This window comes from Pseudarthrobacter sp. PvP004 (genome assembly GCF_017876035.1).
Taxonomy (GTDB): Bacteria; Actinomycetota; Actinomycetes; order Actinomycetales; family Micrococcaceae; genus Arthrobacter; species Arthrobacter aurescens_A.
The window spans coordinates 4,921,468-4,939,571 of record NZ_JAGINL010000001.1; the positions used below are offsets into that span (position 1 = coordinate 4,921,468).

General features: G+C 62.8%; 16 protein-coding genes. 7 read left to right on the forward strand and 9 right to left on the reverse strand.

Going from position 1 to position 18,104, the window contains the following annotated elements:
* Nucleotide 1 precedes the first annotated feature (1 nt).
* Nucleotides 2-2,329, reverse strand: a complete 2,328-nt coding sequence (locus tag J3A64_RS22580; protein WP_014922694.1) for a transglycosylase domain-containing protein — start codon at nt 2,327-2,329, stop codon at nt 2-4.
* Here J3A64_RS22580 and J3A64_RS22585 point away from each other — a divergent pair.
* From J3A64_RS22585 to J3A64_RS22595, 3 genes are read left to right on the forward strand one after another with little or no spacing between them, the layout of a single operon-like run.
* Nucleotides 2,328-2,483: a DUF4177 domain-containing protein gene (locus J3A64_RS22585; RefSeq protein WP_011775990.1), complete on the forward strand. Its 156-nt coding sequence runs from the start codon at nt 2,328-2,330 to the stop codon at nt 2,481-2,483. The genes J3A64_RS22580 and J3A64_RS22585 overlap by 2 nt on opposite strands.
* A 2-nt stretch (nt 2,484-2,485) precedes the next feature.
* The gene (locus J3A64_RS22590; protein ID WP_011775989.1) at nt 2,486-3,022 is read left to right on the forward strand and encodes a RidA family protein; all 537 of its coding nucleotides are present in this window, start codon (nt 2,486-2,488) and stop codon (nt 3,020-3,022) included.
* Between the two features lie 17 nt (nt 3,023-3,039).
* Nucleotides 3,040-3,951 (forward strand): NUDIX hydrolase, encoded by a 912-nt coding sequence (locus J3A64_RS22595; RefSeq protein ID WP_014922693.1) that lies wholly within the window; start codon nt 3,040-3,042, stop codon nt 3,949-3,951.
* 152 nt (nt 3,952-4,103) lie between these two features.
* On the opposite strand, the gene J3A64_RS22600 is transcribed toward J3A64_RS22595, so the two are convergent.
* Nucleotides 4,104-4,781 carry a Crp/Fnr family transcriptional regulator gene (locus J3A64_RS22600; RefSeq protein ID WP_011775987.1) on the reverse strand — a complete coding sequence of 226 codons (678 nt, stop codon included), beginning with the start codon at nt 4,779-4,781 and terminating at the stop codon, nt 4,104-4,106.
* Nucleotides 4,782-5,016: 235 nt separating this feature from the next.
* On the opposite strand from J3A64_RS22600, the gene J3A64_RS22605 reads away from it, so the two are divergent.
* The gene (locus tag J3A64_RS22605) at nt 5,017-6,201 is read left to right on the forward strand and encodes a MarP family serine protease (RefSeq protein WP_210066004.1); all 1,185 of its coding nucleotides are present in this window, start codon (nt 5,017-5,019) and stop codon (nt 6,199-6,201) included.
* Nucleotides 6,202-6,315: 114 nt separating this feature from the next.
* Nucleotides 6,316-6,780 (forward strand): type II 3-dehydroquinate dehydratase, encoded by a 465-nt coding sequence (gene aroQ / locus J3A64_RS22610; RefSeq protein WP_011775985.1) that lies wholly within the window; start codon nt 6,316-6,318, stop codon nt 6,778-6,780.
* A gap of 119 nt (nt 6,781-6,899) precedes the next feature.
* On the opposite strand, the gene J3A64_RS22615 is transcribed toward aroQ, so the two are convergent.
* From J3A64_RS22615 to J3A64_RS22630, 4 genes are all read right to left on the reverse strand, one after another.
* Nucleotides 6,900-9,071: an alpha-galactosidase gene (locus J3A64_RS22615; RefSeq protein ID WP_210066006.1), complete on the reverse strand. Its 2,172-nt coding sequence runs from the start codon at nt 9,069-9,071 to the stop codon at nt 6,900-6,902.
* Between the two features lie 117 nt (nt 9,072-9,188).
* Nucleotides 9,189-10,529, reverse strand: a complete 1,341-nt coding sequence (locus J3A64_RS22620) for a sugar ABC transporter substrate-binding protein (protein WP_014922689.1) — start codon at nt 10,527-10,529, stop codon at nt 9,189-9,191.
* A 41-nt stretch (nt 10,530-10,570) separates the two neighbouring features.
* On the reverse strand, nt 10,571-11,482 hold the full coding sequence (locus J3A64_RS22625; protein ID WP_210066008.1) for a carbohydrate ABC transporter permease: 912 nt from the start codon (nt 11,480-11,482) through the stop codon (nt 10,571-10,573).
* Nucleotides 11,483-11,507: 25 nt separating this feature from the next.
* The gene (locus J3A64_RS22630) at nt 11,508-12,470 is read right to left on the reverse strand and encodes a carbohydrate ABC transporter permease (RefSeq protein WP_374100555.1); all 963 of its coding nucleotides are present in this window, start codon (nt 12,468-12,470) and stop codon (nt 11,508-11,510) included.
* A gap of 214 nt (nt 12,471-12,684) precedes the next feature.
* On the opposite strand from J3A64_RS22630, the gene J3A64_RS22635 reads away from it, so the two are divergent.
* Entirely contained in the window at nt 12,685-13,884 is a 1,200-nt protein-coding gene (locus tag J3A64_RS22635; protein WP_011775980.1) for a Gfo/Idh/MocA family protein, read from the forward strand.
* Between the two features lie 14 nt (nt 13,885-13,898).
* Entirely contained in the window at nt 13,899-14,918 is a 1,020-nt protein-coding gene (locus tag J3A64_RS22640) for a LacI family DNA-binding transcriptional regulator (protein ID WP_210066010.1), read from the forward strand.
* Nucleotides 14,919-14,960: 42 nt separating this feature from the next.
* Here the strand turns inward: J3A64_RS22640 and J3A64_RS22645 are convergent, their stop codons facing one another.
* The 3 genes from J3A64_RS22645 to J3A64_RS22655 form a co-directional block, all read right to left on the reverse strand.
* Entirely contained in the window at nt 14,961-16,331 is a 1,371-nt protein-coding gene (locus J3A64_RS22645; protein ID WP_286176448.1) for an FtsX-like permease family protein, read from the reverse strand.
* Nucleotides 16,324-17,112, reverse strand: a complete 789-nt coding sequence (locus tag J3A64_RS22650) for an ABC transporter ATP-binding protein (protein WP_210066012.1) — start codon at nt 17,110-17,112, stop codon at nt 16,324-16,326. Before J3A64_RS22650 ends, J3A64_RS22645 begins: the two co-directional genes overlap by 8 nt.
* A 114-nt stretch (nt 17,113-17,226) precedes the next feature.
* A complete protein-coding gene (locus tag J3A64_RS22655) occupies nt 17,227-18,015 on the reverse strand; it encodes a DeoR/GlpR family DNA-binding transcription regulator (RefSeq protein WP_011775976.1) in 789 nt (262 codons plus the stop codon).
* Nucleotides 18,016-18,104: the final 89 nt, after the last annotated feature.

The window sequence follows — 18,104 nt, forward strand, 5'->3', positions numbered from 1 at the left end:
CCTAGTCCTTATTGCCGTTGTTACCGTTCCCGCTGTTGCCGTTTCCGGTGGCAGGCGGCTTGGGCGCCGTCGACGGGGTGGTATTGGACGGGGTGTTGTTCCGTTGCGGGGTAGGAGCACCCGTCAGGTTGGACGGCGGAGCCTGGAACGGGTTGGTTCCGTACGCAGGCGCCACAGCAAGCATGTAGTTGGTGAACTGCGGACCAGCGATCATGTAGCCGTCGATGGCCGGGTAGAACTTGCCGTTGACCGTGAGGTTGCGTCCCGGACGAAGCTGATCGCCCAGCGGGTCACCGAACCAGGAAGCCGTAGCCAGGCCGCTGGTGTAACCGACAACCCACGTGGAGCCGTTTGAGTCGTTGGTACCAGTCTTGGCTGCCACGGGGAAGTTCTTGGAGTTCAAAGCCGGACGGATCAAGGACCCCGAGCCTTCATCCAGAACCTTGCCCATGGCGTAAGCAACGCCGCGGGCAACTTCAGGCTTCACGGCATCCTTACAGCTGGAGGACTGGGCCGGCAATGAAGCACCGGACTGGTCTTTCACCGAGGTGATGGCGATCGGCTCGCAGTACTTGCCGTCAGCGGCGAAGGTTGCGAAAGACGCTGCCATGGTCAGAGGTGCGGTCTGCGTTGCACCAATAAGGTTGGACAATCGGGTCATCTGAACCTGCGGGTTCGGATCCGTGATCTTGCCCGTGTCATCGCGGGCAGGAAGGCCGCCGTGGATGCCGGTGGCATCAACGATGCCCTGGATTCCACAGAGATCCACTTGGGCTGCCGACGCAAAGGTGGCTGTGTTGATGGAGTTCTTGAGGCCCCAGAGAACCGTCATATTCCGGTAGTACTGCGGCTCGGCGTTTTGGAGGTCGAAGCTGCCCTGAACGTTACCGTCGTAGAAACCGTCGGTCGGAGTGGGACAGGTGTTCCTCCATGGGAAGTTCTGGGGATACTTGCGAACCGCCGCGTTGACATTGGTCTCCATCGATTTGCCCTCGTTCAGCCACTGGGCGAACGTAAAGGGCTTCATCGTGGAACCAGGCTGGAACCCGCCGATGCCGTTGAGGTCGTTCCCGTTCTTGTCCAGGACGTCCACGTTAAAGTTCTGGGTCTGATCGAACTTGCCCTCTTGAGGCAGCCAAACAGTGTTCTGGGCCATGCTCACGATCTGGCCGGTGCCCGGCTGGACGGAGACGATGGACGCGCCCCACTTGTCCGGGTTTGCGCCCGCCGTCGCGTCAACCTGCTGCTGGGCGACGTTCTGGGCTGTCGGATCGAGGGTGGTCTGGATGGTGAGGCCGCCACGCTGGACGCGCTTAATCCGCTCCTCCGTGGTGTCACCGTACGCAGGGTCGTTGAAGAGCAGGTGCAGCACGTAGTCACAGAAGTACGGCGCCATGGTGGCGTAAGCGCAACCCTGGCGGGCCGGGGTGACCTGCGTGGTGACGGGGGTGGCAACAGCTTCGTCGTACTGTGCCTGGGTGATCTTGCCCTGATTGACCATGGAGGCCAGCACAAGGTCGCGGCGGACCTTTGAGCTGTCAGGGTTGGCGATGGGATCGAAGGCCGACGGGCTGTTCACGAGGCCAGCCAGCAGGGCGGCCTGCGGAAGAGTCAGGTCCTTGGCGGTGGTGCTGAAGAAGAACTTGGAAGCAGCCTCGATGCCGTAGGCGTCACGGTTGAAGAAGACGATGTTGAGGTAACCCTCAAGGATCTGTTCCTTGGAGAACTTCTTCTCCAAGGCGATGGCAAGCTTCATTTCGCGAAGCTTGTCGCCGACGCCCTTGCCGCCACCGTTGAGCTTGACGTCCTCTTCCCTGTCAGCCGCGACGAGGGATTCGTTGATGACGTTGTTCACGTACTGCTGCGTGATGGTGGACGCGCCCTGCTTGTTGCCGCGGGCGGTGCTTACCAGGGCTCGCATGATGCCGGTGGTGTCAATGCCGCCGTGCTCATAAAAACGGCTGTCCTCGATAGCGATGACAGCGTCCTTGATGAACGGGCTCATTTGATCCAGCGGGACCCTGGTCCGGTTCTCTGCGTAGATCGAGGCGATCGGTGAACCGTCCTTCGCCAGGATGGTGGTGTTCTGGCTGGGCGGATCCACCTGAAGTTCCGCCGGCAGAGTGTCAAAGAACTGAATTGAACCACTTGCGGCACTGCCCGAAACGGCGGCTGCGGGGACCAAAAGGCCCGCCACCAGGACGCCACAAATCGCGCTCACACCAAGGAAGCCTAGAATCTTTCCGAGGGTGGTGGCAGTGTCGAATAGTGGGTTCTTGCGAGTCACCATGTTTTCCACTTTACCGGCAAGGGCTAGGCTTTCTGTCATGACCAAATGGGAGTACGCCACGATTCCGCTCATTATTCACGCTACGAAGCAGATCCTGGACCAGTGGGGCGAGGACGGCTGGGAGCTTGTCCAGGTTGTCGGTGGCCCCGATGGCAAAGGCCTTGTTGCATACCTGAAGAGGGAGAAGCAGTAATCATGACAACCCCCGCAGAAACCACGTCTGCCGCGGAATCCGGCGCCCCGACGTCTGCTGTTGAGCAGCGTCTGGCAGAGCTCGGATTGACCCTTCCCGAGGTCGCCGCACCCGTCGCCGACTACGTGCCGGCAATCGTCTCCGGCAACTACGTTTACACCTCCGGGCAGCTGCCATTTATTAACGGCAAACTCGAAGCTACGGGCAAGGTGTCGCTCGGCGAGTTGGGCACGTCCGATGAACCCACCGTCGATCCCGCAGACGCCAAGCGTTATGCAGCTCTCTGCGCCATCAACGCACTGGCCGCCGTCAAGAGCGTTATCGGCGATCTGGACCGCGTCACCCGCATCGTCAAGGTTGTCGGTTTCGTATCCTCCGAGCCCACCTTCACCGGCCAGCCCGGCGTGATCAACGGTGCGTCCGAACTCCTGGGCCAGGTATTTGGCGACGCCGGCAAGCACGCACGCTCCGCCGTCGGTGTTTCTGTCCTGCCGCTCGACTCTCCCGTAGAAGTCGAGCTCATCGCTGAATTCAGCTAAGGAACCGGTTCAACCAATTGCCGCAGCTTGCCCGCCGTCTGTTCGTACTGCCCCCGGAACTTGAAGGGGCAGCACGAAACTGGCTTGAGCTTGGCGAACGGACCCCCAGGGCCGCCCGCTACGCCTCCTCTGTTGTGCTGTTGCGCGACTCGCCCACCGGCTTGGAAACCTGGCTTGGATACAGGCCGGGTTCCTCGCCGTTGGGCGTTGTCGCGTTCCCGGGCGGATCCTTGGACCCGTCCGACGACGACCCCGTAGGTTGGTTTGGCCCGTCACCCCAGCATTGGGCTGAGCAGATGGGAACGGACGACGTCGGACTCGCCCGCCGTCACGTGGTGGGCGCCATCCGCGAACTCTTCGAAGAAACGGGTGTCCTGCTCGCAGGCCCGGACGCTTCCTCCACTGTTGAGGCGAATTCCACTGCCGACTGGATGCGCGCCCGCGAAGCCGTGGCCGCGCAGGAGAAGTCCTTCACGGAGATGCTCTCTAAACGCGGGCTTTCAGTCCGCACCGACCTCCTCAAGCCCCTGGTGAACTGGCTCAGCCCGGACTTCGCGCACACGCGTTTCAACACCCGATACTTCGCCGCCACCGTCCCCGTGAACCAGCAACCCACCATCCTGGGTAGCAAAGGGGTTTGGGGTCGCTGGGTTACCGCCGCCGAAGCCATCGCCCTCAGGGACACCCCGGCACTCGGCGACGAAATAGGCCAGGAAAACACCGTGGGCCTCACCCTCGGGCAGCTCTTGGTGCCGGGCTCCGAAATCATGCTCGAAAAAATGGCCAATGCCAACGGCTGTATCGCGTACCTGAGCTACAAACGCAAAGCGCACGTGTACCAGGCAAAACTGGTGGACGAGGGCGGATTCCTGATGCTCGAGGTCGAAGCCGCCCGAACCGTAGCAGGCGAGCCCCAGCGCGAGCGCTGACCCTTCCTCCGACGCTCTCTCACTTCCCTCGGGTTTGGGGCGGACGCTCTCTCACATCCCTCGGGCTTGGGACGGACGCTCTCTCACATCCCTCGGGTTTGACATGAAAAAAGCCGCCCCGGCAAACACCGGGGCGGCTTTTTTGTCGCTGTTTAGCGGGAGCGCTGGCGGAGGCGCTGCATGTCCAAAATCACCACGGCGCGGGCTTCCAGACGGAGCCAGCCGCGCTGGACGAACTCGGCCAGTGCCTTGTTGACGGTTTCGCGGGAAGCGCCCACCAGCTGGGCCAGTTCTTCCTGCGTGAGCTCGTGGGCTACCAGGACGCCGTCGGTGGCAGGACGGCCGAAGCGGTCCGCCAGATCCAGGAGGGCCTTGGCTACACGGCCCGGGACGTCCGAGAAGACGAGGTCGGAAAGGGAGTCGTTGGTGCGGCGAAGGCGGCGGGCCAGAGCCTGCAGCAGCTGCGCGGAAACCTCGGGGCGCGTGCGGAGCAGAGCGTTGAGGCTCTCGTTCTTGAGGCCGGCCAGTCGGGTTTCCGAAACGGCTGTGGCCGTTGCGGTACGCGGGCTGGGGTCAAACAACGCCATTTCGCCGAAGAGCTCACCCGGGCCGAGGATGGCCAGGAGCGACTCGCGGCCGTCGGGGGACGTGCGGCCGAGCTTTACCTTGCCGGAAACGATGAAGTAGAGCTGGTCACCCTGGTCGCCTTCGCGGAACACCGACGCTCCACGTGAAAGGTCCACCTCGGTGAGTTCGTCCGTCAGCAAGCGGAATGCGTCGTCGTCAAGGGTGGCGAAGAGGGGTGCGCGGCGCAATACCTCGATGTCCATGAAATCTCCTGAATATAAGTTTCGGTCGTGGCGCTCAGGCCATTGTTTCAGAATTTTTAAGCTTCTGTGACGTACTTGGCACGTGAAACGCTGAAATGGCGCGGCTTTTCGGTCCATCCGGCCCCTGCTGACGCCGTTCACAGGGTTATATGCGCCTCCTTATCGTGACCGGACTAACGGTTGGTTGTCAGGGTGGACATCTAGAATTGGCGCTACCCGGCTATGAGGAGCATTGGTGTTTGGCTTGACGATATTGGATTTGGCATTGATTCTGATGCTGCTCTCCTACTTGATCTATGGCCTGCGCAACGGCTTTATGGTCACGCTGGGTGGAATCGCAGGATTCGTCGCGGGCGCCATCGCGGCCTTCATGGCCGTTCCGCTCGTCAGCGGCTGGGTGACCGACAGCGGTTGGAGGCTGACCGCCACGGTGGGTGCCGCCGTCGTGCTTATTGCTTTGGGGCACGGCTTGGGCACCATGATCGGGCGTAAAGTCCGCCACACCGTGCGAATCAAGCCACTGCATGCGGTGGACCGGTTGATCGGTGGCGTGGTGAGCGTGGTGGTGGCTGCGCTGGTGATGTCCATGTTGGCGTTCAGCATCAGCTCGCTGGGTGTGCCGTTCGTTTCGCAGCAGTTGGCTGAGTCCCGCGTCATTCGCTACATCGACGATCTGACTCCCACGCCCGTCAAGAGCACCATGGCTCAGCTGCGGTCCACGGTGATCGGCGACGGAATACCGAAGCTCATCGAGGGCATCGGGCCTGCCACACCGGTGCCTGTTCCCAACGAGTCAACCGACACACCTGCCCTGAACCAAGCCGCCGAGTCTGTCCTCAAGATCGCCGGCACCGCGTTCGAGTGCGGGCAGAACCAGACCGGATCCGGATTTGTTGTCTCGCCCGGGCGCGTCGTCACCAACGCGCACGTTGTGGCGGGCGTGTCGCAGCCTGTTGTGGAAGTGCCCGACGGCGGCGCGTTGCCGGGTCGGGTGGTTTACTTCGACTCCCAGCGGGACATCGCGGTGCTGGCCGTGGACGGACTGCAGTCCAGCCCGCTGCCCTTGAGTGCCGACCTGCCTGCCGGCAGCTCCGCCGCTTTTGCGGGATACCCGCACGGCGGCCCCTTCCAATCCAAGCCAGCCACTGTCCAAGGCATTTCCACCATTCTGGTTCCGGACATTTATGGCAACAATCCTTCTCCCGAGCAGGTCTACAAGCTGGCGGGCGACGTCCAGCCGGGTAACTCGGGTGGGCCGCTGCTGACCATGCAGGGACAGGTGGCCGGCCTGATCTTCGCCAAGACCACCACCGATGCCGCTCTCGGCTTCGCGCTCACCATGGCGGACCTTGAACCCGTGGCTGCGCAGGCTCCCGGTCTCAGCAACCCTGTCTCGGCTGGTCAGTGCACCCGTAAGTAAGTCAGTGCACCCGTAAATAGGTCCTCTCCCGCATCGTGGGTGTTTTCGCGCCGCTGCCGCTCACGTAGCGGGCATAATTCCCGCGCGCTCCTGCACCGCTATAGATTGGGAGCCATGACTGAAGCTACTCCCGCCACCGAAACGGGTCGCGGCACCATCCTTGTGATCAACGGCCCCAACCTGAACCTGCTGGGCACCCGCGAGCCGGAGAAGTACGGTACGTCCACTCTGGCCGACGTCGAGCAACTCGCCATGACTGCGGCAGCTGCCCACGGCTTCACCGTTGACTGCGTTCAGTCCAACCATGAGGGAGACCTCTTGGACGCCATCCACGCAGCGCGAGGCACCGCCGTCGGAATTGTGATCAACGCCGGCGCCTACACGCATACTTCCGTGGCGCTTCGTGACGCCCTAGCGGCTGTGCAACTGCCCGCCGTCGAGGTGCACATCACCAACGTGCACCAGCGCGAGGAGTTCCGCCACCACTCGTACCTGTCCGGCGTGTGCAACGCGATTATCGTCGGCGCGGGTGTCCTCGGGTACAAGCTGGCCATCGAGTACCTGGCCGATGCGGTCTGACGCTTTCCTCTGGTGAGAGAGGGATCCCGGGAACCCTCCGTTATCTGCGAGAGGGATCCCGGGAAGCCCGAGGGGTGTGAGAGAGGGTCCGGTTCAAGCCCGAGGGATGTGAGAGAGGGTCAGAGAGCCGTAAACCGCAGCAGGATGGCATGCTCCGGGTTCAGGACCGGCATGGGAAGACCTACCTCACCCAAGAACTGTCCCGAAGCCGCAGCCCCGGAATCCACCCACGGCGCCGGCTTTGCCTCAGTGAACGTGTGCCCGTAGTCGGCGTCCCCGGGGGCAGGGAAGATCGACTCCACCCGGTAGGTCCGGCACGGATCCAACCCCGGAATGGTCACCCGTCCGGGTAGTTCGCTAAAGCCTGTCCGGGTTTTCACCACGGCGAAAAGAGCAGCCGTGGCACCGGACGTTGGAGCGTCAGCCACCACGCCGTGCACCATCAGGGACTCGTCCGGCACATCGGCCCGCACCATTCGGCCACTGTGAATAAGGCCACGGTGTTCCTTGTACAGTCCGATGAAGCGCTTGAGCTCCTCACGCTCCTCCCCGGTGACGGAACGGACATCCCACTCCATGCCGAAGTGTCCAAACAACGCCGTGATGGCGCGGAACGAGAGGTCGTGCGTCCGCCCGGTGGTGTGCGACGTGGTGGGTCCAATGTGTCCGCCCACCAGTTCCGGCGGGACCACCATTCCGGTCCATCGTTGGATGGTTTGCCGTTCCAAGGCGTCGTTGCAGTCGGAAGCCCAGATCCGGTCCGTCCGCTCCAGGATCCCAAGGTCCACACGGGCGCCACCGGAGGAGCAGCTTTCGATCTCAACCCCTGGGTGGGCTGCATGGAGCGCATCGAACAGCCGGTACGCGGCAAGGGTTTGCTCGTGCACCGAAGCCTGGCCCGCATGCCCGTGCTCCAGCAGGTCGCGGTTCTGGTCCCACTTGAGGTAGCTGATGTTGTTCTCACGCAGCAGGGCGTCGATCCGATCGTAAATGTACTGCCACGCATCCGGGTTCACGAGGTCAATCACATGCTGCTGCCGCCACCCGAGGGGCAGGCGGCCGCCGTCTTTGTAGGAAACCGCTGAGGGGCCCACGATCCATTCGGGATGAGCCCTGGCGATGTCGGAGTCCAGATTGACCATTTCCGGCTCCACCCACAGCCCGAACTCCATGCCGCGTGACGTCACGGCATCAATCAACGGAGTCAGGCCGCTCGGCCAGAGGGTCTCGTCAACGTACCAGTCGCCCAGCCCCGCGTGGTCGCCGCGGCGCCCGCGGAACCAGCCGTCGTCGAGCACGAAACGTTCAACTCCAAGATCGGCAGCCGACTCCGCCAACTCGATCAGGGTGTCCAGTTTGTGGTCGAAATACACCGCTTCCCACGTGTTGAGGACTACTGGGCGGGCTTTACCGGAAGATGCACCCACGTGGTGCGGCCGTGAACGGAACCAGGAGTAGAAAGCCTCGGAAATTCCGTCCAGTCCCCGGTCTGAGTAGGCCGCAAACAGTGCGGGAGTTGTGTAACTTTCGCCGGGCTGCAGGACCACTTCGGCGGGTCCCAACAGCTCGGAGCCACCCACCATGGTGCGGCCATCGGTAACGTTGTCCGCGAACTGCTCGTGGTTGCCGCTCCACGCCAAGTGCGTCGCCCAGACCTTGCCGTGCCTGTTGCCGAAGCCGGCTGTTCCGGCCGCAAGCAGGAGCGAGGAGTCATGTCCGGTCCGTCCATGGCGGCCCGTGCGGACCCAGGTTCCCTGTTGAATGGCCCTGCGCTGGGGGTGGCGCTCACGGCACCAACGACCCGTCAGGTCCAGAAGTTCGACGGCGTCCGGCGCCACCGGGAGCATGGTCGCCAACTCGTCCACCTGGAAAGGCGACGTGCCATGGTTGGTTGCGGAGTGCTTCACTTCGAGGAGACCGCCCGGGTGCAAGCTGAGGTTGCTGGTGACGGTGATGCCGGCGTCGGGATCGGCCTGGACAATCACCGCTGTGGTGCCGTCCGACGTCGCACTCACGACGCGCAGGCGCACCGAGAAATCAAAACCGGGCACGCCGTCCGTGAAGCGGTGGCCTCGAAGTCCCGGCCGGCCCTGCCACGACGACGACGCCTGGGGAAGGAGGCCCGCGGGGACGTTCGCGTCAATGGACGAAGGCGGGATTGGCTCGTTGAGGATGGCCAAGTCCGGGAGGGTGTCGCCCAGATCGGCTCCCCAGTGCGTTATCTCAGCCTCTCCACGGTGGGTGCTGATCACCAGGCTGGTACCTGCGGAACGGAGATGGAGCGGATGCATGTATGAAGTCGCTTTCAGAATTGGATGGGGCGCCGGGCCAATTGGGGTGTTGCGGGGCCCGCTCTGCGCACTTCGCGAAGGAATTGGCGCGTAGAGCGGGCCTCGCAACGGGTGGGTTTACTTGAAGAGATCGTTGACTTGGTTGTTGGCCTCAGTCAAGGAGGAAGCAGGCTTCTTGCCGGAGAGCACGGCGTCCATGGCCGGCTTCATGATGCCGTCAACCTTGGCGGCCTTGTCCGCGATGGGGAAGAGGAACGTGGTGCCGTCCTTCACATGCGTGGTGAAGGCGGAAACGTCGGTGCCCTTGTCGGCGAAGGCCTTGGCGGCTAGCTCGGAGGAACTGGCGATTGCAGGGAAGACAACAGCCTTGCTGGCCACAACATCCTGGCAAGCAGTGGAGCCGAGGTATTCCACCCATTTGACGCTGGCTCCGGGGTTCTTGGTGCCGGCCCAGATGGAGTCGGCCAAGCCGTTGAACATGGAAGCGCGCTCGCCGTTGGGGCCCTTCGGGGTGGGGGCAAAGGCCGTTTCGATGCCCTTGTAGGTCTTGTACTGGCCAATCAACCAATCCCCATTGGTGTTGATGGCGGACTTCCCGGCGCCGAAGCTGTCCGGCATGCTGGCGCCTACGGTGGTCTCGAGCTTGGGCATGTAACCCTTGTCCACCAATCCGGCCCACCAAGCGATGGTCTCCTGGAAACGGGGGTCGTCGTAGTTGAACTTGCTGCCCCACGGGTTCTTGTCCGTGGCGGTCCAACCGGTGGTCGCCGTCAGGAAGCTCCACTCCGTCTGCCCTTGGCCGGAGCCGCTGCCGGTTAGGCCGAGGCCGTACGTCGCCACGTTGTTCTTGTCGAACCCTGCCTCGTCGCCGCGCTTACCGTTCTTGTCCACGGTCAGGTGCGCGATGGTTTTCTCGTAGCTGCCTCCGTCTTTCGGGTTCCAATCAAGCGAAGCCATCTGCTCCGCGGAAATCCCGGCTGCATCCGTCATGGCCTTGTTGTAGAACAGGCCCACGGTGTCCCAGTCCTTCGGGAGGCCGTAGCGCTTGCCGTCCTGACCCACCCAGAGCTCAGGGAGGCCCTTGGTGTAGGCGTCCAGCTTGATGCCGTCCTTCTCCACGGCCTCATCCAGGGAGAGCAACTGCTTCTTGGCTGCGTACTCCGGGTATTTGGAGAGGTGATTGGTGAACACGTCAGGTGCGGTGCCGGCCACGAAACCGTTGGTCAGCGTGGTCCAGTAGTCGTCCCAACCGCGCTGTGTGATCTTGACCTTGATGTCCGGGTTGGCCTTTGTGAAATCATCAGCGCATTGCTGGTACGCCGGGAGCTGGTTGGCGTCCCAGAGCCAATAGTTGATTTCACCCTTGGCCTCGGACGAGGCAGGGGAGGAGCCGCCACAGGCGGACAGTGTCAGGGCGATGGCGGCGGCAGCAGCGGCGACGCCGAGGGTTTTCTTCATAGCGAACCTTTCGAGGGTGTGACTTTCACAGGGGGTGCGGGTTACTTGATTCCGGAGAATCCGATGGAGTTGACCACCTTCTTGCCGAAGGCGATGAACAGCAGGAAGATCGGCAGGGCTGCAACGAGGGTTCCGGCCATGAGCCCGGACCAGTCGAGGGCGCCTTGCGGGGACTGCGATTTGAAGACGCTGAGGCCTATGGTGAGCACCCGGACGTTCTCGTCCTGGCCCACCAGCAGCGGCCAGAAGTATTCGTTCCACTGGCCGATAAAGGTCAGCAGCGCCAGGGTGGCGATGGGGGCGGCGGCGTTGGGAAGAACAATCTGGAAGAAGATGCGCAGGTGCTTGGCGCCGTCGAGCATTGCCGCTTCCTCAACCTCGCGGGACATGCTGAGGAAGAACTGGCGGAGGAAGAAGATGGCGAACGGGGTCATGAACAGGAACGGCAGGGACATGCCGGCCATGGTGTTGAGCAGGCCGAGGTTCTTGATCATGAGGAAGTTGGGCAGGGCCGTGAAGATCGGCGGAACCATCATGGTGGTCAGGAACACGGCGAATACCTTGTTACGGCCCGGCCAGCGCAACCGTGCGAAAGCGTAGGCAGCCATGGCGCTGAAGAACACTTGGCCGGCTGTGGTGATGGTGGCGAAGATGACGGAGTTGCGGAGGTAGAGCCAGAAGTTTATGGCTGCACCGGAGCCGCCGTCGGCAATAGCCTCTTCGGTGGTTTGCAGCCCGAGGACGCGCTTGAAAGCGCCCCAGCTGAAGTCGGCCGGGAGCAGGTTCCCGGCGTTGGAGGCCAGCGCACTGTTGCTGGACAACGCCGTCCGCAGCATCCAGAGGAACGGGGCGATGGTCACGGCGAGGGCGACGGCGACCAGCACCAAGGCGCCGATGCGTCGCCAATTGAGGGGCTTCTTGCGGTCATTGCGGGGCAGGGTTGAGGTTGTCATGGCGGTTCCTTAGTCCAAATCCGGCTTAGTCCAGGTCCGATTCATTGCCCTTGAGGAACTTCATTTGCACGAAGGCCACCAGGGCGAGAATGACGAACAGAATCACGGACAGTGCGGAGGCGTACCCGAAGTCGGACTCGCCGAAGGCTTTTTGGTAGATGTACATCTGGATCACGCGGGAGGCGTTGACGGGTCCACCGTTGGTGGTGACGGCTACGGTGTCGAAAACCTGGAAGGAACCGATCACGGTCACCACCAGTACCAGCACCAACACCGGGCGGAGCAGCGGCATGGTGACGCTCCAGAACGTCCGGGTGGGGGACGCACCGTCGAGGTTTGCTACCTCGTACAGGTGGTTGGGGATGGATTGGAGGCCGGCGAAGATCAGCAGGGCCGTGTATCCCATGTGCCGCCAGACGTTCACGAACGCGATGGTGGGGATGGCCCATTGTTCGCTGCCGAAAAAGGCCACACGGGGGAGGCCCACCCAGCTCATGATTTCGTTGACGATGCCCAGTTGGTAGTCGAGCATCCAGAACCAGAGGAGGGCGACGATGACGTTGGCCACCAGGAACGGCAGCAGGAGGGCGCCGCGAATGAAGGTGGATTTAGCTACCCGATGCATCAGCAGGGCAAGGCCAAGGGCGATGACCGTTTGGAAGCCGATGTTGAGGGCCACGTACTGGAGCGTGACGCCCATGGCGTTCCAGAACAGTTCGTCGGCAAAGATCGCGGTGTAGTTATCGATCCCGATCCACGTGGGCTCGCCCAGGATGCTGTACTCAGTGAAGCTGAGGTAGATGCCGCGGATGGTGGGGATCAGAAAGAACGCCACGAAGCCGATGACGGCCGGGAAGATGAAGAAGAGAGCGATTCTTAGGTCGCCGAGGCGGCTGGTCATGCTGCGTTTGGCGGGCTGGGGCTTGCGTCCCGGGTTAGTCCCGGAGCGCCCCGGGGCCCTGCCCGGTTGCTTGGTTAGCGTGGTCATCGTCGACCCTTTCCTGACTGTGATATGGGTAACAACTGGATGAGAATCTACACGAGTAGATTTGAATGATGCAAGAGCTGACGCAATATTTTGGTGAGAAATGTTCGTAACTGTTCTTTCTGTTGACTCGTGTAGATCGCAGTGGGAGACTCGACACGGAATCAATGGAGGGCATAGCCGCGGCTGCTTTCAGTAGCTTCAAGGAAGGTAAACAATGACGTTTTCGATCGGTGTTGTGGGTGCAGGGCAATTCGGTAGCCAATTCGCCCACTTGTTCAAGCTCCACCCGGGCGTCAGCGCGGTGTACGCAATCGACGAACTGCCCGAGCGAGCCGTTGCAGCGCAGGAGCGCTGGGGACTGGACGGCGTGATGGGCAGCTTCGATGAGCTGTTGGAGTCCGACGTCGATGCTGTCGCCATCTTCACGCAGCGGTGGACGCACGGGCCTCTGGTTGAGCGCGCCCTGCGGGCAGGGAAGCACGTCTATTCAGCAGTGCCAATGGCGATCTCCGAAGAGGAAATTGAACGAATCATCGAGGCCGTACGTGAGACCAAGCTGGTCTACGCGATGGGTGAAACCAGTTATTACAACCCCGCCACTGTCTTCGCCCGGCAGCAACATGCGGCGGGAAAGTTCGGCCGCATTTTCTACACCGAGGGCGACTACGTCCATGACATGGACCTCGGGTTCTACGAGGCGTATCAGTACAGCGGGGGAGAGCGGTGGAAGGAAACCGCCAGCTACCCGCCCATGCTCTACCCGACGCATGCCATCGGTGGCGTCCTCGGCGCTGTGCCCGGGCACGCGGTCAGCGTCAGCTGCATCGGTGTGAAGGACCACCGCGGCGATGGCGTCTTCGACAAGGACGTCAGCATGTTTGCCAACGACTTCTCGAACGCCACGGCGCTGTTTGAAATGAACGACGGCGGCGCGATGCGCACCAACGAGATGCGCCGCGTCGGGTACCCCTCCCATATCCGGGAATCACGCTTCCGTTTCTTTGGCACCGACGCCAGCTTTGAGCAGCTTGCCACCACCACGGTGTGGCAGGACAAGTCCACGGTGGAAGACGTATCGGAGCAGGTGGAAACCAAGCCCACTATGTCCCTGGATGACCCCTCCCTGGCAGACGTGGCGCCGGAACTGCGGGATGCCTTCATCTCGGGGCTGGCTCCCGTGCATGACCAGTCCCGGCTTCCCCAAGAGTTCATCGGGGCACCCAACGGGCATGAAGGAAGCCACCAATTCCTGGTGGACGACTTCGTCACGGCGGTCAACAACCGCAGCCTTCCTCCAGTCAACGCCTGGGTGGCAGCCCGGTTCACGTTGCCGGGAATCATCGCCCACGAGTCCGCCCTTCGCGGCGGGGAGCGCCTCCCCATCCGCGACTTCGGTGATGCTCCCGTGGAGTAGCTAGCATTTACCTCATGACAACTTCAGCGGTACAAACCTCGCGCGGCCCGGTCACACGCAAAGACGTGGCCCGGTACGCCGGGGTGAGTACCGCCGTCGTGAGTTATGTGGTGAACGGTGGGCCCAAGAACGTGGCCCCGGCAACGGAAGCCAAGGTTAGGGAGGCCATCCGTGTCCTCGGCTACCGCCCCAATGCTGCCGCCCGGGCCCTGAAGCTGGGTTCCAGCGAGACCATCGGCGTGGTGGTGCCGGACAACACCAATCCGTTTTTCACGCAGCTGGCCCACGCCGTGGAAGAGGCTGCGTCCGAACTGGGGTACGGGATGGTGCTCACCAACTCTGACGGAAGCCTGACGCGCGAACGCAATAACATCCGCACCCTTGCCGCCCGGCAGGTGGACGGTGTGTTCCTGGCCAGCTGTGTGTTCGATCCCGATGTCACGGAACTTGAAGCCTCGGAGATCCCTTCCGTGCTCTTGAACAATGCAGGCTCGCCCCCTGAATTTAACAGCGTGGGTGTTGATCTCCAAGCCGGAGCGCGTGCCGCGGTTGAACACCTCATTGGCCATGGGCACACAAACATTGGCTTGGCTATCGGCACCAATACCGGCAATCAGCTGGATGGCCGCGAGGTAGGCTGGCTGGCCACTTTGCATGACGCCGGGTTGCCGGACGGGCCCATGCTTCACGGACCCTTCAGCCGTCCGGGCGGGTACGAGGTAGGCAAGCGCTTCCTCTCCATGGCCAACCGGCCCACGGCGATTTTTGCCAGCAACGACATGCAAGCCATCGGTATTCTCAGGGCACTTCACGAGGCCGGTGTTCGGGTACCCGAGGACCTTGCATTGGTCTCCTTCGACGGATCACTCGACGCCGAATACAGCTGGCCCGCCCTGACCACCGTTGCGCAGCCGGTCAGGGCGATGGCCGAAGCCGCGGTGCAGGCACTGGTAGGCAAGGGACGCGGCGATGCACTGCAACATCAGATCCTGCCCACCGAGCTGATCATCCGTCAGTCCTGCGGCTGCACATAGCCCGCCTGGTCCCGGCGGGTATGACGACGGCGGCTGGTCCGGTTACGAGTCCATGCTCGCGTAACGCTCCGGGCGGGCCAGCACCTGGCTGATCTGGGCCGTGCCTGCAGCAACAGCGAGCCTGACCAGCAGGAACCCCGCCGCGAACACCCCGCCGATGGTCAGGAACACCACGGGCTGGGTCAACAGCACTGCGCCGGTCAGCGGAAGGACCAGGAGGGCGGCTGCGGCAGCTGAAATACCCGCTACCAGGAACAGCGGCGACATGACGGCTTTGACCCTGGCGGCCACCATGAGTTTCTGCGGCATCCCCACGCGGTCCAGTGCCACCAAGGTTGAAGCCCGGTCCAGAACTGCCGCTGCTTGGTTCACGCCCGCAGAGCAGGCAACCATCAGGAACGAGCCCAGCAAGGTGATCATCACTCCGGTATTGATGTCGCGGACAAGCAGCGTAGTTTCAGCGTCACCGCCGGTTCCCATGGTGTCCGCCACCGCCATGCCGACGCCCACGAACACCCCCACAAAACTGGTCATCGCGACGCCCCCAACTTGCCGCCACGATTCCTTGGGGCTCTCCAGGACGGTCCTCGCGGCCAGCAGTTGCTCAGGCCGTTTAGCGCGCTTGAGTTGCGAGGACGCCCGCAATCGCAGGATCCAAGGCCCCATGAGGTTCAACGCCAGCAGCGCCAAGCCAAAGCAGCCACCCATCACAGCGATGATCACAATGAACGCGCCGAAGCTGCTGAGCATACCCATCGCCACCACTCCGATGACCACCACCACAGCCGCAATAAGACCGCGAACCCAGTGTGCGCCGTCGGCCGTTTGCCTGGTACGGACGCCCAACGGCGTCACCACAACTTTCCGCAGCCCCAACGCGGCGCTGGCTGCTGCAAGGACACAGACGGCCAGCACGCAGCCAAGGATGGACGGCACCGACAACCATGCATGGCTTCCGATTGCTTGTCCCCGGAACTGGATCAACCCCAGGAACGGTGCCACACAGGCGTACAGCCCCGCGCCGGCCACAGCTCCCACGGCCGCGAGGACGGTTGACTCTATGACCGTCATCCAGACCACGGTCGCGCTGTTGGCGCCAAGCAGCCGCAAGGAGGCCAAGCGGTCATCACGACGGCGTGCGGCGAGTCGGGCGGCCGAGGCGCCGAGCGTCAGCAAGGGAATGATGAGCAAGACCATCGCGACGACGGCCAAGGCTTGGTACGTGCCTGCGATGGTGTCAGACCAGGACCAGAAGACCTGTGAACCTCCGGCCACCGTGAGCAGGAGAGCCGTGACCGTCCCAAAGGCGAGGATCGGGAGCCCGGCATCGCGAAGACCGGATTCCCGGAAGCTGCTCCAGTTGCTTCGGGCCAGATACGGTGTGAGGCGCAGGGCCATGGTGAGACTAGACATTGAAGGCACCCTTGAAGTTGGCGGTGGCCGCCTCTGCCGGGCTGGAGGCGGGCGCAGCCTGGCTGGATGGTTCTGCCTGGCTCGGGGCCGAAACGGGGCTTCCGCTATCTGACACGATCCGGCCATCGCGCAATTCCACAACGCGCCGGCAACGGGCAGCAACGTTGGGATCGTGGGTGACCACCAGAAGAGTCCGGCCGTTAGCGGCCACCGAGTGGAGGAGCACGTCCAGGACTTCCTTGGAGGTCGCCGAGTCCAAAGCGCCAGTGGGCTCGTCGGCGAAGACAACCCGGGCGCCCGTGACCTGGGCGCGGGCAATGGCCACGCGCTGAACCTGTCCGCCGGAGAGCTCGCCCAAACGACGCTGCTCCATGCCGGCAAGGCCCAAGGCCGCCAACCATTCGGCGGCCCGGGACTCGGACGTTGCGCGGTCTGTGCCGTTGAGCATCAGGGCAAGGGCCACGTTCTCCAAGGCAGTGAGCTCCGGCAAGAGCATGCCTTGCTGGAATACGAAGCCGAACTCCTCACGACGCAGGCGGGACAACGCAGCGTCACCCAAGGTGTCCAGCCGCATTGGCGCCGACGGCGAGTTCAAGGTGATGGAACCGGCGTCGGGCCTCAAAATCCCGGCGAGGCAGTGCAGAAGGGTGGTCTTACCGGAACCCGAAGGCCCGATGATCGCAATGGACTCTCCGGCATTCGCTATGAAGTCGACGTGGTCCAAGGCGATGCTGCCGGGATAGTGCTTGGTGAGCTGCTGGGCGTGGAGGATGGCGTTCATATATCCAGCATCCCTGCGGGCCCTATCCCACGGCGTCAGTCTCGCGGCTGAACTCTGCGGGCCGGTCTCCACCCGCGGTATGAGATCCAACTACGTAGCTGCGAGCTACTTGGGTTACGCCTCCGCGATCCGCAGCTTGGCAACATTCTCGGCCAGTACGCGGCGGGCATCCTCGCCCAGGAGCGAGTCCGTGATCAGCTCGTCAACCTCTTCCAAACGGGTGATCGACGCAATGCCCACCACGCCCCACTTGCTGTGGTCGGCCAGGATAACGGTGCTCCGGGCGGACGACATGAAAGCGCGGTTGGTTTCGGCTTCAAGCAGGTTGGGGGTGGTGAAACCGGCGTGCGCATCCATGCCGTGGACTCCCAGGAACAGCACGTCCAGGTGGAGTTGCTTCAGCGAGGACGTAGCTATCGGCCCCACCAGCGCGTCCGACGGTGTCCGTTCGCCACCGATCAGGATCACCGTGGATCCGAAGCGTGCCGGGCCTGATGAGGAGCCATGGTGGAAAAGATCTGCGATGCGCACCGAGTTGGTGACCACAGTGATGCGTGGACCATTGACGAGTTCCTTCGCCAACGCCCACGTAGTGGTGCCGGCGCCCAGGCCTATTGCCATGCCTTCCTGGACCAGCGACGCGGCTTCCACCGCAATGGCGTGCTTCTCCGCAGTCAGTTGCGTGGACTTCAGTTCGAAGCCGGGTTCGTGGGTGCTCGCATCGCCGGGAAGCTTGGCTCCGCCGTGAATGCGCTCAACGCGGCCGGCTTCCTCGAGCGCTTCGATGTCGCGGCGTACGGTCATGGGGGAGACCCCCAGCAATTGCGCGAGGTCCGAGACCCGCACTACGCGTTCGCGCTGGACGGCGTCGATGATGGCGGAGTGGCGTGCTGCCTGAAGCATCAGGGCCTTTCTGGGGAACCTCGTCAAACATGGGGCTGAGTCTGGCACCAGTCTAGGGCGGGAGGCTTCCAGAGCACGGCAGGCAAAGC